This is a genomic window from Pseudomonas sp. B21-019 (assembly GCF_024749225.1).
Taxonomy (GTDB): domain Bacteria; phylum Pseudomonadota; class Gammaproteobacteria; order Pseudomonadales; family Pseudomonadaceae; genus Aquipseudomonas.
The window spans coordinates 2,165,897-2,181,892 of record NZ_CP087193.1; the positions used below are offsets into that span (position 1 = coordinate 2,165,897).

Sequence of the window (15,996 nt, forward strand, 5' to 3'; positions counted from 1 at the left end):
CGCCGTCTGACACCTGTCATATGCCGAATGGAAAGGTTTCGTCTTCCGGTTCCAGCGCCTGGCTTTTTGGCAGGGGCAACGCTGTTAGCGGTTGCGTCTGTTCAATCCAGACCATGGCGTCGAATTGTTCGGTCAGCACTGACTCGAAGTAGTGGCTGCTGCGCTCGCTTGCGGGTCGATAGATCACACCGATGGCTCGCTCCAGCAGCGGTTTGGACAGGGCCCGGCGCAGCTCTTTTCGCTGTGGATCCCGCCAGTCGGTCAATGAAGCCGGGACGCCGGCGTCGAGGAACTTGCGCTCCCAACTGTCTGGCCGGGACGGCCGGATGTCCTTGATGAGCATCTCGCAATCCCAGTCGTCGGCCGCGGCCACCTGGCCACGGTCGGTGCTCATGCCGATCAGAACCACATCGCGCCCATAGGCATTGCGGCACAGTTGACCGATATTGAACTGACCTTTCCAACCCATCTCCGTCGCGGCCGCATTGCCGATATGGGAGTTGTGCGCCCACACCACGGCCTTGGCTTGCGGACCGCGGTGTTCGAGCAACGCACGTAAGGTGTCGAACATGTGCCTGTCGCGCAGGTTCCAGGAGGCCGTCGAACCTCGATAAATCGCTCGGTAATATTGTTCCGCCGCCAGGATGACCCGGGCGTTCTGGGTCGCATCGAAGAACGCTTCATCGTCCTTGATATCCCCGGCCAGTTGCTCGGTCAGCATGGCATTGAGCTGTTCGACCACCGCATGCTCGCAGGGCATTATGCCGTCGCGTTCGACGAAGTGGCCGTACAGCGCAGGATCATCCTGCCACGGGGTCAAACAGCCATAGCGACGCCGTGCTTCGTGTGCCAGTTGCGGGTCGACACGGTCCAGATAGCTCAGCACCTCATGGATGGAGTTGCGCAAACTGTAAACGTCCAGACCGCGAAACTCGACGCGCTGTTCAGGCGCGTGTTGGTGGTTGTACTGATGCAGCCAATGGGTGAACGCTCTCACATCGGTGTTGCGCCACATCCAGGTCGGGAACCGGCTGAAAATGTGTCGTGCCCAGGCCGAGCGCGCCAGCCCCCGGGCATAACGGTCTACATGACTCGCGTCCGGCCAGTCTGCTTCAACGGCCACGATATTGAATCCGTGTTGCTCGATCAGCCGTTGGGTAATCGCCGCCCGGGTCCGATAGAAATCACTGGTGCCATGGCTGGCTTCACCGATCATCACCACGCGCGCATCGGCGAAGCGGTCGAACATTTCGCCAAAGGCCGGTGAATTCAGTTCCGGCAGGGGTTCGGCGTATTGGCGCAAGAGCGGGACGATGGAGGCCTCGTCAATGTGGGTATGCGAGCCATACAGCTGGTTCAGCATGTTTTGGGAAGGTGTGTTCATGAACGTCATCCCCATAAAGGCGGGTTGGTCGACGTGCAGTGCTGCGTAGTGTCATGTCGACGGCCAGAGGCCGTGCTGACTTACACATTTTTGATCCGCTCCCTCTCAAAAAAAAGCCCCCTGCCGGCTTCCCGACAAAGGGCCGGGCCAGCGGTCACTCGGCTTTGATCGGCACGAAATAGCTCTCTACAGTTCCTCAGGTGAAACCACCCAGACACTGCACGGCATTTTGTACAGCAGATGCTCCACCGTGCTGCCCACCAGTCGGCCCACGCCCCGGTGGCCGACCCGGCCCATGACAAGTACGTCGATGTCGTAGGCATCGGCGTATTGGGTAAGAACCTTGGTCGGGTTGCCCATGATCATGTGCTGCTGCTCTGGCGCAATACCATTGCGCTCGGCCAGTTCGCGGAAGGCATCGGCCTGGGCATCGAATAACGTCTTGGCCTTGCCTGGGGCAAACAGCGCTGAGCTACTGTCGAAATCGAACTCGTCCGCACTGAGGGATGAAAGGTCGTGGGCGTAGATTACGTCGAGCTGGGCGTTACAGCTGCTGGCCAGTTTTGAGGCCTCGCGCAAAATCCTGTCGTTGAAATCCTTGTACTGGGTATTGCTATGGAAGGGATCGACCGCGGCGACGATTTTGCGCGGCAGCGCGTGCTTCACGTGGCTGACAAAATGCAGCGGTACCGGGCATTCGCGCAGCAAATGAATATCCAGGGGCGTGAACATGATCCGTGACAGCAGCGACTCGTATTCCAGTGCCTTGATCAGTACCGCCATCGGCTGTTCTTTGAGATGAATGAGGATTTCCTGCAAAGGTCGTTCAACCCAGATCACCTCCGTGGTGACGGGCACGCCGATTTTACGCAAGGGGCGGGCCTGTTCTTCGAGCCATTGCCGATGGCGCTCGACATACCCCAGCCGCATCTCCTCCAGCGCTTGTTCGTTGACCATGCTCGCCGTTGCCAGCCCTTGCAGGTAATCGAAGGCGACGATATGCAGGGCCGCGCCCGAGGCCTTGGCCAACGCAGCGGCGCGGTCGAACGCGGGGCTGTTTTCCATGAGGGGCGAGACGACCAGCATGAAGCGTGATTGCTCAGACATGACCAAACTCCCGTCAATAATCGTAGATATTCCTGTACTCACTGGCACCGCTGCGTTTGGGCAGTGGTTCTCTGGCTTTTATCCTGCCGATGACCGGGGGGGCGGGATTGATCTTTATCAATCTGGCGAGTGATCCAGCTTGCGGCCCGACGTGTGGCGGGGGGCGCCAGGTCCATCTATAAAACATTGACCACTATCAATCTCTCCTGCGTCATGCCGGTGCAGTCTTGGGGTTGTGGCTTACCCGGACAGGAATCACATGAACGAAACCTTGGGCCTGGCAGGGGCGGCAGCTGCGCTGGGGATCGGCATGCTCGTCGGCCTTGAACGTGAACGGCACAAGGGGCGTGGGGACAGTCGCGCCTGTGCCGGATTGCGTACGTTCGCGATCACCGCATTGCTGGGTTATGTGGCGATGCAAATCGGTGGTGGTTTGCTGGTGGGCATCATGGCGGTTTCGGTGGCCTTGCTGGTCACTGTGGCTTACTGGCGAAGCCTGGGCACTGACCCTGGTGTCACCAGTGAAGTGGCGTTATTCACGGTATTGGCACTGGGGGCGTTGTGTAACAGCGCGCCCGAACTGGCCATCGCCATTGGCGTGGTGGTGGCGGGGCTGCTGACGTATCGCCAAAAACTGCATCATTTTGCGCGCAGCCAATTGACTGAAGGGGAGATGCGCGACGGTCTGGTGCTGTTGGTCGCGGCCCTGGTGGTGTTGCCATTGGCGCCGGATCGCTTTATCGGCCCCTATGCCGCCATCAATCTGCGCACCATTTGCACCCTGACGGTGTTGCTGATGGCCGTCGGGGCGGTCGGGCATATTGCCGTTCGTACCCTGGGTGCCCGTTACGGCTATGTGGTCAGCGCCATCGCCTCCGGGTTTGCTTCCAGCATCGCGACCATCGCCGCGATGGGGCACCTTGTCGCCAAGGAGCCAGGCAACATCAAAGTCTTGAGTGCGGCAGCGATGCTGTCCAACCTGGCGACCATCATTCAGGTCGGCCTGATCCTGGGGGCGGTCGACATCGGTCTATTGCGCTACATGTGGGGGCCGCTGTTGTTGGGTGCCGCCGCCACGGCGCTGTATGGCTTGAGCCTGATGTTGCCCAAACCTGCGAGTGGCGACAATCAGCCGGTCAAGGTCGGCGGTGCGTTCAACCTCAAGCTGGCGTTGGTCATCGCACTGACCATGACCGGCGTTACCTTTGTGTCTTCGATGGTGCTCAATCACTTTGGCGAAGTGGGCGTGATGGTCACGACGACGCTCACCGGTTTCGCCGATGCCCATTCTTCGACGGCGTCCATTGGCGCCCTGGCCAAGGCCGGGCTGTTGCCGTTCGACGCCATTGCCGGGCCCACGCTGGTTGCCGTGAGCAGTAACTCCCTGAGCAAATGCCTGGTGGCCTGGATCAGCGGTGGGCGACGGTTCGCCGCGTATGTCATTCCCGGCCAGGTCTTGCTGACGTTGGCGATGTGGGTGGGCATGTTGCTGCATTAACGGGCATCCGAGCGCTGTAGCTGACAAAGATCAAGTCGCCTGAATCTGCCGCGATCACTCTAGGCTTCTACTCATTGCATCGAGATGGCCGCGTGCCGAGGTGTCCCATGTCGCAGACTCAGCGCTTACTGTTGATCGCCCCCCATTCCATGACCCGTACTCCTGCGTTCGACCGGGCCGCCGCGTTGGCCCGCGCGATGCAATCGCCGCTGCACATCGTGGCATTCGATTACTTGCAGGCCTTGGCCGTCGCCGGCCTGTTCGCCCCCGAGCAAATTGCCCAGGCCCGGGAAGGCTATTTGCAAACCCATCGGCAATGGCTTGCCGAGCAAGCCCATTTGATAAGCAAACACGGCGTCGAGGTCACCAGCGAGGTGGTGTGGGTGCAGCACCCTTACGAGGAAATCCTGCAATTCGTCAACGAGATGTCGCTGAGTCTGATCATCAAGGACGCCCAGGAAGAGTCGGCGTTGAAACGGGTGTTTTTCACCCCGCTGGACTGGCAGTTGTTGCGCGATTGCCCGGTGCCGGTGCATCTGGTGACCAACGCCCGGAACGCGCGGCCACGTAACGTGCTGGCCATCGTCGATGTGCTGCGCAGCGAAGAGCAGGACCTGGTATTCAATGACCAGATTATCGACGCCGCCACCAAGCTGGCTGAACAGTGTGAGGCGCAGATCGAGTTGGTGCATGCGTATGACTGGACAGCCGTGTATGCCCTGGACATGGGCGTTGGCGCACTCCCGTTGGCCTCCGGTCTTTACGAAGCCATGGGCACGGCGCAACACCAGGCGTTCACGGCGCTGGCCGAGCGTCACGGCGTGCCGTCGCAGCGTCGGCACTTCATCGAAGGTGCGCCAGTGCCGAGTATTTGCAAGTTCGCCGAGGACCATCACACCGATGTCATTGTGATGGGGACGGTGCAGCACTCGGGGTTGAACAAGCTATTGGGGACCACTGCCGAACAGCTCTTGCACCGGGCCCCTTGCAGTGTGCTGGCGATCAAACCCGACAGGTCGTTGTAACCCTGAACGTAGACTTGCCCCACGGCGGACCGTTGGCCGGTACGTCGTGGGGCAATCGGCCTTTATGACATATACAGACGATGGATGACCTGACGGCTGTCGTTGGGGTCATTGTGCCTCTCGAAACCCAAGGCTTTGGCCAGGTCGCGCATGGAGGTATTGCTTGCCGCGTCGATCGAATACATCTGCTGAAAACCGTTTCTGCGGGCGGCCTTGATCAGATGCTCCATCAAGGCGGTGCCGAGGCCCAGATGCTGCCATTCATCGGCGACTGTCACCGCGCACTCACACTCATGTTCCGACGTGGCGGCGTAGCGGCTGATGCCGATTTCGATCAATTGGCCGTTTTCGTGAACCAGCGCGATGTAAGCCATGCGCTGTTTGTTATCGGTGTCCATCAACTGATCGAGCATGGCGGCGCCGGGCTCGTTGATCTGTGCGAGGAAACGCATGTGCCGGGACTCGGGCGACAGGCGCTTGATGAAGGCGTATTCAAGTTCGCGGTCCTTTTCCAGCAGTGGCCGGATCAGCACATGGCGCCCGTCCTTGAGCGCTTCGATCCAGTATTTTCCAGTGACTGCGGCATAGGCGGCCGCGGCCCGATCATTGTGGTCTTTGACAGTGAGCATGGATGATCCTCCATCTTGTTTGAAAGGTCGGTGCGTATTCACCCATCACGCGGTTGATTCCTTTCTACGCCACTGGCAGCCCTTGAATCTGATCTGGATCAGACACCCGTCACGAGGGCGTTCATTTGCGGGTATTTGATGTAAATCAACCTCGGGGAGGGGGCAACGGGCGCAGTCTTGGCCCATGCCGGCGGGTAAGGCCCGGTTTCGAGCGGAGGTGTGTGATGGGTCAATATCAACGTTTGTTGCTGATCGCCGACCGAACCCTGCATCAGTCTCCTGCCTTGCTCCGTGCCGTCGCGCTGGCCAAGGCGAGCGGGGCCGCGCTGGATGTGCGGGCCTTTGTCGATCCGGCACCGATTGTTCATTTATGGGAAGAAAAAATCGACGAGGCGGGGTATCAGCGCTATCTGCGCCACTGTCATCGTTGGGTGGCCGACGAGGTCGAGCGGCTCAGTGGGCAGGGCGTGGACGTGACGGTTGAAGCGGTCTTCACCACCCATCCGCTGCTGGATATTTTGAAGACAATCGAAGACCTCAAGCCCGACCTGCTGATCAAGGATGTCACCCTGGAACCGGCGCTCAAACGGGTGTTCATCACGCCGCTCGATTGCCATCTGCTGCGCGAATGCACGATCCCCGTGCACTTGGTCAATCAGGTCCGTTACGGGTTGCCGCACCGGGTCGTGGCCGCCGTGGACCCGTTCGATCCGGCGACGCAAATCAGTGGCCTGAACGACACCATCATCCAGACGGCCAACGCACTGGCGCTGCAATGCGATGCACCGCTGCACCTGCTGTACGCCTATGACTTGTCGCCGGCGTTCAATGGCGATGCGCCGCTGATCGCCGGTGGCTGGGGCATGGACTTCGTCGAGGAGTTGCGCGAATCCCTGCACCGGGCGTTTATCACCCTGGCGGATCGCTACGGTGTTCCTCCCGAGCGTCGGCACTTTGTCATGGGCCTGCCGGTGCCGGTGATCAGTGAGTTTGTCGAGCAATACCTGGCGGATGTGGTGGTGATGGGCACTGTGCATCGCGTGGGGATCGACCGCTTGATCGGCAGCAACACCGAGCGGGCGTTGTACTCGGTGCCGGGCAGCATTCTGGCGGTCAGGCAGCCGGGTTCGAGCGTCGGGTGGTAAGCCGATCGCTGGCCGGCCATTAGTTGATAAAAATCAGAGCCGCCTGGCGAGAGCCCCCCGATACTTGAGCCACAACCTGAAGCTATCCAGATGAGGTGGGTGAGGGTGAAAATTCAACGTTTGCTATTGATTGCCCCGACCGAAATGGTCCGCACCCCGGCGTTCGAACGGGCGCGGGCCCTGGCCTGTGCAACCGGTGCGGTGTTGCACATTGTCGCTTTCGATTATGTCCAGGCGCTGGCGGCGGCCGGCCTGTTTGACCACGACGCAATGGCCCAGGCGCGGGAAGGTTACTTGCAGGTACATCGTCAATGGCTGGAGCAGCAAGCCCGGTTTCAACGATGCGAAGGCGTGCAAGTGAGCACTGAAGTGGTGTGGGCCAGACCGACCCTGGCGCATCTGCTGGAGTACGTGAATGACTTCCATGCAGACCTGGTGATCAAGGACACCCACCGCGTATCAGCGCTTGATCGTGCTTTCCATCGGCCGCTGGACTGGCAGTTGCTGCGCGACTGTCCGGCGCCCTTGCACCTGGTCATCGATACCACAAATCCCAAGCCGTTGAGCATACTGGCGACCATCGATTTGTCCCATCTGGAGGAGCTGACCCAGGGGCTCAATGACCGGATTCTCGACCTGGCTTCGAGCCTGGCCGAATCTTGCGGCGCCACCTTGCACCTGCTCAATGTCAGCGGCTGGTCGGAGTTGGGCGAGGCGCAAGTGAATGTGCCGACGGCGACTCTCGATGGCAGTTTGGAAGACGCCGTCAACGATGCCCAGTTGGAGGCCTTTGAAGCGCTTGCCGAACGCTACGGAGTCGAGAAACAACGGCGCCATCTGCTGCCCGGCATCCCTCCCAAGGTCATTGCCCATTTCGCGCAACAACATGCCTTCGACATGGTGGTGCTGGGAACGACCTACCATCGCGGGATCGATATATTCATCGGCAGTACGGCGGAAAGCGTATTGAACCGGTCGCCCTGCAGCCTGACGATCATCAAGCCATTGCCCCGGCTCGACAGAGAAGATGAACCAGTGTGACCTCGATTGATAAAAATCAACTGCCCACAAGCGCAAAGGAGCGATCAATAGTGCTCCATGAATGCTCAAGGAAACGGCCATGCGAATGACATTTCTCGGTGCTGCGGGCACGGTCACGGGTAGCAAGTACTTGCTGGAACATCGCGACCAGCATGTGCTGATCGATTGCGGCCTGTTCCAGGGCTATAAACAACTGCGTTTGCACAACTGGGACCCGTTCCAGTTGCCGGTTCGTGACCTCGAAGCCATTGTGCTGACCCACGCTCATCTGGATCACAGCGGCTACCTGCCGGTGTTGGTGCGCAACGGCTATCGCGGCCCTGTATATGCCACGCCAGCCACCTGTGAATTGGTGAAAATCCTGCTGTGCGACAGCGGCCGCTTGCAGGAAGAAGAGGCCGAGTTCGCCAATCGCCACGGCTTCTCCAAACACTCTCCGGCCTTGCCGCTGTACACCGAGCAAGACGCCGAGCGGGCATTGAAATTGCTGCGGCCGGTGCAGTTGCACCACCGGGTCGACATTGTCCCGGGGATGAGCATTCTGTTGCGCGGTGCCGGGCATATTCTGGGCGCAGCGACCGTGGAAGTCGTCGCCGATGGCATGACCCTGGTGTTCTCCGGGGATCTGGGGCGGCCGAACGATCCATTGATGTTTGCCCCGGAGACGATCGAGCAGGCCGATTATCTGCTGGTGGAGTCGACCTATGGTGACCGTCGGCATCCCGACGAATCCCCGGAAGATCAACTGGCCGAGGTCATCACCCGTACCGCACTGCGCCACGGCATCACGCTGGTGCCATCGTTCGCGGTCGGTCGCGCGCAATTGCTGATGTATCACCTGTATCGCTTGCAACAGAAACACGCGATTCCCGACCTGCCGATCTACCTCAACAGCCCCATGGCCACCGACGTCACGCGCTTGTACCAGCGCTTTCGCAGTGAACACCGGTTGTCCCTGGAAGAGTGCGAAGGCATGTGCCGTGTCACGCGTTTTGTGCGCTCCACCAGAGATTCCATCGAGCTGGACCAGCAGCGCACACCCGCGGTGATCATCGCCGCCAGCGGCATGGCCACTGGCGGGCGGGTGCTGCACCACCTCAAGGCGCTGGCGCCCAACCCACTCAATACGCTGCTGGTGCCGGGCTTTCAGGCGGGCGGCACCCGCGGCGCGCAGATCATCGCAGGCGCCCCGTCGGTACGTATTCACGGCAAGGATGTGCCGATCCGCGCCGAAGTGGTGCCGATGGAAACCCTGTCCGCGCACGCCGACTGCGATGAAATCATGCTGTGGTTGCGCGGCTTCAAGCGGCCGCCGAAACACACCTATGTGGTACATGGCGAACCCAATGCCTCGGATGTATTGCGCCGGCGAATCAGCCTGGAGCTGGGCTGGTCGGTCTCGGTGCCGGAGTACCGCGACAGCGTGGAGCTGACGGGGCCTCTTTAGGGCTCAGCCACAAAAAAGCCCCTCGCCGGTTTCCCGACAAGGGGCTTCTGGTTGCGTCAAGGGCGGTCTCGGCGAGTTAACGGGATTTGATGGGTACCCGTTTATCTGCGCTGATGGCTTCGGGCCTTTTTGGCAGCGAAATGCTCAACACACCTTTGTTGAAACTGGCTTCGATCTTGTCGGTGTCGACGCCTTTAGGCAGGCTGAATGCCCGCTGAAAGGAGCCATAGTGACGCTCCGACAGGTGATAGCCTGTTCTTTTTTCTTCCTTGTCCTCTTTCTTTTCACCCTTGATGATCAGGTTGCCATTGGACAGTGTGAGCTCGATATTATCCTGGTCCATGCCCGGCAGCTCTGCGGTTATTTCGAAGCTTTCATTTTTCTCGGTGATGTCCACGGCAGGTAGGCTTCGACCGATAAAATCCCGGCTCCAGAACGGTTCGACATCGAACAGACCACGTCTGAAGGGCGTCAGCATAGAGCCACGATTGAAGTCTTCGAACAGGTGATCGACCTGTTGACGCAGTTTTTCCAGGGGCCGCCAAGGGTCTTGTACCGTCGGCTGCCGACTGGTTTTGTCTTCGTCGGTGTGTACCGGCAATTTTTTCGCGAAGTTGGCCATTTTCATTCCTCCTCTCCAGTACTGCGATGGACCGGTAACATCCCGGAGGCCGGTCCACCACGACAATTCAGTCCCTACATTAAAAGATTAGTCTTCCTGCGATCCCGAAGGCCGACCAACAGTCGGTTTCTGACCGAGCTGTCTATTTCGAGAATTTGCGTGCCCCGGTCACGCAAAGAATCACCGCGACGGTCACCCCCAGCATGCCAAGGCTGACCTGCTCATGCAGCAACGTGGCCGCCAGCGCCAGGCCAAAAAACGGCTGCAGCAGTTGAAGCTGGCCGACGGCGGCGATTCCGCCCTGAGCCAGGCCGCGATACCAGAACACAAAGCCGATCAACATGCTGAACAGCGACACGTATGCCAGGCTCAACCACGCGGGCGGGGTGATTGCCGAGAATGAAGGCGGGGCCAGCAACCAGGTCAGCGGGACCATGACGGGCAGCGACAGCACCAGGGCCCAGGAAATCACCTGCCAGCCTCCCAGTGTCTTGGAAAGCTTCGCACCTTCGGCATAGCCCAGCCCGCACGCCAGGATGGCCAGCAACATCAGAATGTCCCCCGCCGGAGAAGCTGTCAGGCCCTGGGAGACGGCAAACCCCACCACCAGCAGGCTGCCCAGCACCGAGAAGAACCAGAACACCGGCCGAGGCCGCTCGCCACCGCGCCAGACACCGAACGCTGCGGTGGCGAGCGGCAACAGGCCAACGAAGACAATGGAGTGCGCAGACGTTACATATTGCAGCGCCAGTGCGGTCAACAGCGGAAACCCTAATACAACGCCCAGGGCCACGATGGCCAGGGAGAACAGTTGATGCCTGGCCGGGCGTTTTTCCTTGAACAGCAACAGCAAGCACAGCGCCACAATGGCAGCGATACTGGCCCGGGCAACCGTCAGGAAAACCGGGTCGAACTGTAGAACGGCCACCCGTGTCGCCGGCAGCGAGCCGCTGAAGATGAGCACGCCAATGAACCCGTTGAGCCATCCGCTCGCGGTCTTTTCCGTGGTGCGCTGTTGCAGGTTCGATGTGCGTTCCATTCTGGATCCCCTTCATGCTCAGGTTGCATGGAAGGCATCGTATGGACGAAACTCAATACAATCAAAATATTGTCATGGATACATCTGCTCATGCCTCGTTCCCGCTACAAATCACTGGTGGATACGTTTGCCGCGGATATTCGCTCAGGGCGCCTGTTGCCGGGCACACGCCTGCCGACTCACCGTCAGTTGGCGACCACGGAAGGCCTGGCCCTGGTGACGGCAAGCCGGGTCTATGCGGAGCTGGAAGCCATGGGCCTGGTCAGCGGGGAGACGGGGCGGGGGACGTTCGTCAGGGAAACCTCGTGGTCGCCCAACCAAGCTATCGATCAACACAGCGTTGCCGCCGGCATGACCGACCTGAACTTCAACTATCCGGCCCTTCCCGGGCAGGCCGAATTGTTGCGCAATGCCCTGCGTCAGCTCGCCTCGGCCGGCGATCTGGAGGCGTTGCTGCGCTACCAGCCACACGCCGGGCGACCCCATGAGCGCGCCGCTGTGGCGCGCCATCTGCGCGTTCGAGGGCTGACGGTCGAGGCTGAGCAAGTGCTGATCGTCACCGGCGCCCAGCAAGGGCTGGCGGTGACGATGATGGCGCTGTTGCAACCCGGTGACGTGATTGCCGCGGACGCATTGACCTACCCGGGGTTCAAGGCCCTGGCCGACACGCTGCACCTTGAAATCGTGCCCATTCCGGTGCTCGATCACGGGCCGGATCTGCAAGCGCTGGAAAGTCTGTGCCGGCATCGACGCGTGCGGGCCGTGTACACGATGCCGACCCTGCACAATCCGCTGGGCTGGGTGATGAGTGCCGAGCAACGGGAATACCTGGTGACGATTGCACGCGAGCATGGGCTGCTGATCATTGAAGACGCCGCTTACGCCTTTCTCGCGGAGAATCCGCCCGCGCCATTGGCGGTACTCGCCCCCGAGAGGACGATTTACGTGTCAGGGCTCTCCAAAAGCGTGGCCACCGGACTGCGCGTCGGCTTCGTCGCCGCCCCCCTGCAGAACGTGCCCGCGCTGGAGCGCACAATCAAAGCGACCACCTGGAATACCCCGGGTGTGATGACGGCGATTGCCACCACCTGGCTTGACGACGGCACTGTCATGCAATTGGAAGCCGAAAAGCGCCGGGACGCGCAGGCCAGGCAAATCGTGGCCGGCGAGGTACTGGCGGGGCTGCGCTGTATTCGCCATCCGTCGTCGTATTTTCTTTGGCTGCCATTGTCGGAAGACGCACGGGCCGACCAGATCGCCATGGCGTTGATGCGGGAAAACGTCTCGGTTTCAACCGCCGAACCGTTTGCCACGTCGGCCAACGTTCCGCATGCGTTTCGTCTTGCGCTGGGCTCCGTGGAGATGGGGGCGCTCAGGGAGGCGCTGGAGAAAGTGAAGTGGGTGGTGGGGGCTTATACATAGTGACAGACGAATTCTTAAGTTGTGATGCGCTCCGTAGCAGCTGGCGAAGCCTGCGTTCGGCTGCGCAGCAGTCGTGAACCCTGAATGCACAATGTGCCTGACGGACCGCAGTGCCTGATTTTACGACTGCTGCGCAGCCGAACGCAGCCTCGCGAGCTCGGCAGCTGCTACGGAGCGTAGTTTGGCTGGAATAACCTCCGAATATTTGCTTAAGTCCAGCTATCGCAGCCACACGGGTGCAGCACTTCAATCCCTGAAGGGCATTCCACCCGGAGAATTCCATGTCTCTTCGATTCCCGCGTTTAGCCGCATTGCTCGCCATCCTCACGATCGGCGTCTTGCCCTGTGCCCAAGCCGTTGAATACACCCGGGTCAACACCACCGCCAGCAAGATCTCCTTCACCTATAACCAATTCGGTTCGAGGGTGTACGGCACCTTCGGTAAATTCTACGCCACGCTCGATTTCGACACGGCAAACCCCACCGCGGCCCACGCCAGGCTGACCATCGACCTTGCCAGCATCGACGCCGGCAGCAGCGATGCCAATACCGAGCTGCAAAAGCCGGCCTGGTTCAACACGGCGGATTATCCGGTGGCGACCTTTGAATCGACCCGGGTGAAAGCGCTGGGCAATCAACGCTTTTTGATCACCGGCAAACTTAACCTCAGGGGCATGACGCGTGAGCTGCAGGTAAAGGTGCTGTTGAAGCCGGAGCAGGCCATCGGGATTTTCGACGGTAATATCATTCTCAAACGCAGCGACTTCAAGATCGGGGAGGGGGAGTGGGCCGATACGGTGGTCTCCAACGACATCGACATCCGCTTTCGCATCGTCGCGCCGCAGCGTTGATTTTCCTGCGAGGGGCTCGATCTGTGACAATGGCCGGGCTGATGTTCAGTAAGCCTTGATCCGGAGTCAGAAACGCAATGCCCCAGCTCACCCACTTTGCCACTCCATGCCCGGAGCCCATCAACAGCCAGATTCTGCAGATGGTCGTCGACAACCTGACCGACATCAGCATGGTAGGCATCGCGCCGAGCAACCCGTTGTACAACGTCTATCAATACGCGGTGGGCTATGAGGTTCATCTGTACCTGGAAGCGCTCGGCGGCGCCAAAGGCATTGCGGTCGAATTGATCGTTGCCATGGATGACGAAGATCCCGAGAAGGTCATCGGGTTTTTGCTGTACCTGCCGGTCAAGGACGATCCCGAGGCCTGCGGCGTGGCGTACATGGCGGTGCAGGCCAGTCACCGGCGACAGGGTGTCGCGCGGGCGATGCTGCAAGACATGCTCGGTCGCTACCCGCATGCCGAGTTGACGTGCACCGTCGCCAAGGTGCCCTGGTTCGAGTCGATGGGCTTTCAAGTACTGGGCGTGCGCGGCACTCAGGTGCTGATGAACACCCGTGATCACGCCACTGAAGGCCTGATGGGCCTGTTGGATGTCACCTCGATCTACAGTTCTTTGGAGGTGCGGCAGATACATACGTATCTGCTGCAAAAACACGGCAAGCGGGCAATGATCGATGCAGAAAAGCAGCGCGACCGGCATCTCGACCAAATGACGCGCAACGCCAAGGCGTTTGTGCTGGATCGTTTGAGCAAAAACGCCGAGCGCGGGTCTCGTCCCGTCTAGACTGTCGAGTCCTTTCGGGCGCGCAGGCTGGCCGAGGCGTGATATTCTGTCGCATTAACTTGGTTTGACTTATTCGGTTCGTACGTCCACAGACGTGCGACAGAATCAATGTCGCTCAAGTAGCTGAGCCAATAATGATAAGAAGTCAGTGCACGAGGGACATATAACTGAGGTCGATGGAGACACGTCGGCCTTGTGTGCCCACCTTCAAACTCTTGTAAGTGCAGGAACCCACGGCACGCTGCCTGCGTACCCGTACACCTGGGTTGCTCATGATCGGGAATTGGAGGCGGATGGCGTTTATCATAGGTGTTACAGATGTTTAAGAAACTGAACACAGCCCTGCTGGGGCTGGCTTTGTCGATGGGGATCACGTCCGCTTACGCGGAGGCAAAGAAAGTCGATGTGCTGCTCATTGGCGGCGGCATCATGAGTGCAACGCTGGGTGTATGGCTCAATGAGCTGGAACCCGACTTGTCGATGGAAATGGTCGAGCGCCTCGACGGCGTCGCCCAGGAAAGCTCCAACGGCTGGAACAACGCCGGTACCGGTCACTCCGCCCTGGCCGAGCTGAACTACACCCCGGAAGACGACAAGGGCAACGTCCAGATCGCGAAAGCCGTTGAAATCAACGAAGCTTTCCAGATCTCCCGTCAGTTCTGGGCCTGGCAGGTTCAGCAAGGCGTGCTGAAGAACCCGCGTTCGTTCATCAACTCCACTCCGCACATGAGCTTTGTGTGGGGCGATGACAACATCAAGTTCCTGAAGAAGCGCTACGAAGCCCTGCAAGCGAGCCCGCTGTTCGCCGGCATGCAGTACTCCGAAGACCCGGCTGTGATCAAGAAGTGGGTTCCGCTGATGATGGAAGGGCGTGACCCGAACCAGAAAGTCGCGGCCACCTGGAGCCCGATCGGTACCGACATGAACTTTGGCGAGATCACCCGCCAGTTCGTTGCGCACCTGCAAACCACGCCGAAATTCGACTTGAAGTTGTCTAGCGAAGTGCAAGACATCACCAAGAACGCAGACGGCAGCTGGCGTGTCAGCTACAAAAACCTGAAAGACGGCACCAAAACCGAAACCGACGCCAAGTTCGTGTTCATCGGCGCGGGCGGCGGTGCACTGCACCTGCTGCAGAAGTCCGGTATTCCTGAAGCCCAGGAATACGCAGGCTTCCCGGTTGGCGGCTCGTTCCTGGTCACCGATAACCCGGCCATCGCCGAACAACACCTGGCCAAGGCCTACGGCAAAGCCTCCGTTGGCGCACCGCCAATGTCGGTTCCGCACCTGGACACCCGTGTCCTGGACGGCAAGCGCGTCATCCTGTTTGGCCCATTCGCGACCTTCAGCACCAAGTTCCTCAAAGAAGGCTCGTACCTGGACCTGCTGACCACCACCACCACACACAACGTGTGGCCAATGACCCGCGTCGGCATCAAGGAATACCCGCTGGTCGAGTACCTCGCAGGCCAACTGATGCTGTCTGACGAAGACCGCCTCAACGCCCTGAAAGAATACTTCCCGAACGCCAAAGCCGAAGACTGGCGCCTGTGGCAAGCCGGCCAGCGCGTGCAAATCATCAAGCGTGATGAAGCCGCCGGTGGCGTGCTGAAGCTGGGTACCGAAATCGTTGCTTCCGCTGACGGCACCATCGCCGGCCTGCTGGGCGCATCGCCAGGTGCATCGACTGCCGCACCGATCATGCTGACCGTGCTGCAGAAAGTGTTCAAGGACAAGGTTGCCACCCCAGCCTGGCAGGAAAAACTGCACCAGATCGTGCCAAGCTATGGCACTCAGCTGAACAACAGCCCTGAGAAAGTGGCTCAAGAGTGGGCTTACACCGCCAAGGTGCTGGAGCTGACTCCGCCACCGGTGATTGGTCAGGCAGCGACTCCTGCTGCTCCGGCTGAGAAGCCTAAGGCTGTGAAAGAGAATGCTGCGACGGATATGGCTCTGTAACTAGAGGCCTTATCGAAAGCCCACTGAACCGGTGACGGT

Annotated in this window: 14 protein-coding genes; 9 read left to right on the plus strand and 5 right to left on the minus strand. The window is 59.9% G+C overall.

Annotated elements, in window-relative coordinates; genetic code table 11:
- Nucleotides 1-16 precede the first annotated feature (16 nt).
- Together LOY36_RS09685 and LOY36_RS09690 are read right to left on the minus strand one after the other, a co-directional pair.
- Complete coding sequence (locus LOY36_RS09685) at nucleotides 17-1,384, minus strand: erythromycin esterase family protein (RefSeq protein ID WP_258673061.1); 1,368 nt, start codon at nucleotides 1,382-1,384, stop codon at nucleotides 17-19.
- 186 nt (nucleotides 1,385-1,570) lie between these two features.
- Complete coding sequence (locus LOY36_RS09690; protein ID WP_258673062.1) at nucleotides 1,571-2,491, minus strand: universal stress protein; 921 nt, start codon at nucleotides 2,489-2,491, stop codon at nucleotides 1,571-1,573.
- A 259-nt stretch (nucleotides 2,492-2,750) separates the two neighbouring features.
- Between LOY36_RS09690 and LOY36_RS09695 the strand changes: the two genes are divergently transcribed.
- Together LOY36_RS09695 and LOY36_RS09700 are read left to right on the plus strand one after the other, a co-directional pair.
- Complete coding sequence (locus tag LOY36_RS09695) at nucleotides 2,751-3,989, plus strand: DUF4010 domain-containing protein (protein ID WP_019649447.1); 1,239 nt, start codon at nucleotides 2,751-2,753, stop codon at nucleotides 3,987-3,989.
- Between the two features lie 107 nt (nucleotides 3,990-4,096).
- Entirely contained in the window at nucleotides 4,097-5,014 is a 918-nt protein-coding gene (locus tag LOY36_RS09700; RefSeq protein WP_192351359.1) for a universal stress protein, read from the plus strand.
- A 62-nt stretch (nucleotides 5,015-5,076) separates the two neighbouring features.
- Here LOY36_RS09700 and LOY36_RS09705 read toward each other — a convergent pair whose 3' ends face one another.
- Nucleotides 5,077-5,643 carry a GNAT family N-acetyltransferase gene (locus LOY36_RS09705; RefSeq protein ID WP_258673063.1) on the minus strand — a complete coding sequence of 189 codons (567 nt, stop codon included), beginning with the start codon at nucleotides 5,641-5,643 and terminating at the stop codon, nucleotides 5,077-5,079.
- A gap of 224 nt (nucleotides 5,644-5,867) precedes the next feature.
- Here LOY36_RS09705 and LOY36_RS09710 point away from each other — a divergent pair, with 224 nt between their 5' ends.
- The 3 genes from LOY36_RS09710 (at nucleotide 5,868) to LOY36_RS09720 (ending at nucleotide 9,276) form a co-directional block, all read left to right on the plus strand.
- Complete coding sequence (locus LOY36_RS09710) at nucleotides 5,868-6,788, plus strand: universal stress protein (protein ID WP_019649444.1); 921 nt, start codon at nucleotides 5,868-5,870, stop codon at nucleotides 6,786-6,788.
- Between the two features lie 105 nt (nucleotides 6,789-6,893).
- On the plus strand, nucleotides 6,894-7,829 hold the full coding sequence (locus tag LOY36_RS09715; RefSeq protein WP_258673064.1) for a universal stress protein: 936 nt from the start codon (nucleotides 6,894-6,896) through the stop codon (nucleotides 7,827-7,829).
- A 79-nt stretch (nucleotides 7,830-7,908) separates the two neighbouring features.
- Entirely contained in the window at nucleotides 7,909-9,276 is a 1,368-nt protein-coding gene (locus tag LOY36_RS09720; protein WP_258673065.1) for an MBL fold metallo-hydrolase RNA specificity domain-containing protein, read from the plus strand.
- Nucleotides 9,277-9,352: 76 nt separating this feature from the next.
- On the opposite strand, the gene LOY36_RS09725 is transcribed toward LOY36_RS09720, so the two are convergent.
- Together LOY36_RS09725 and LOY36_RS09730 are read right to left on the minus strand one after the other, a co-directional pair.
- Nucleotides 9,353-9,898 (minus strand): Hsp20/alpha crystallin family protein, encoded by a 546-nt coding sequence (locus tag LOY36_RS09725; RefSeq protein WP_026345838.1) that lies wholly within the window; start codon nucleotides 9,896-9,898, stop codon nucleotides 9,353-9,355.
- 142 nt (nucleotides 9,899-10,040) lie between these two features.
- Nucleotides 10,041-10,937, minus strand: coding sequence for a DMT family transporter (locus LOY36_RS09730; RefSeq protein WP_258673066.1), 897 nt, complete (start codon nucleotides 10,935-10,937; stop codon nucleotides 10,041-10,043).
- A gap of 90 nt (nucleotides 10,938-11,027) precedes the next feature.
- Between LOY36_RS09730 and LOY36_RS09735 the strand changes: the two genes are divergently transcribed.
- The 4 genes from LOY36_RS09735 to mqo all read left to right on the plus strand — a co-directional run bounded on the left by LOY36_RS09735 (nucleotide 11,028) and on the right by mqo (nucleotide 15,957).
- On the plus strand, nucleotides 11,028-12,359 hold the full coding sequence (locus LOY36_RS09735; protein WP_258673067.1) for a PLP-dependent aminotransferase family protein: 1,332 nt from the start codon (nucleotides 11,028-11,030) through the stop codon (nucleotides 12,357-12,359).
- A 281-nt stretch (nucleotides 12,360-12,640) separates the two neighbouring features.
- Nucleotides 12,641-13,210: a YceI family protein gene (locus LOY36_RS09740; protein ID WP_258673068.1), complete on the plus strand. Its 570-nt coding sequence runs from the start codon at nucleotides 12,641-12,643 to the stop codon at nucleotides 13,208-13,210.
- Between the two features lie 77 nt (nucleotides 13,211-13,287).
- Nucleotides 13,288-13,998, plus strand: a complete 711-nt coding sequence (locus LOY36_RS09745) for a GNAT family N-acetyltransferase (RefSeq protein WP_258673069.1) — start codon at nucleotides 13,288-13,290, stop codon at nucleotides 13,996-13,998.
- 318 nt (nucleotides 13,999-14,316) lie between these two features.
- Nucleotides 14,317-15,957 (plus strand): malate dehydrogenase (quinone), encoded by a 1,641-nt coding sequence (gene mqo, locus LOY36_RS09750; protein WP_019649436.1) that lies wholly within the window; start codon nucleotides 14,317-14,319, stop codon nucleotides 15,955-15,957.
- Nucleotides 15,958-15,996 lie beyond the last annotated feature (39 nt).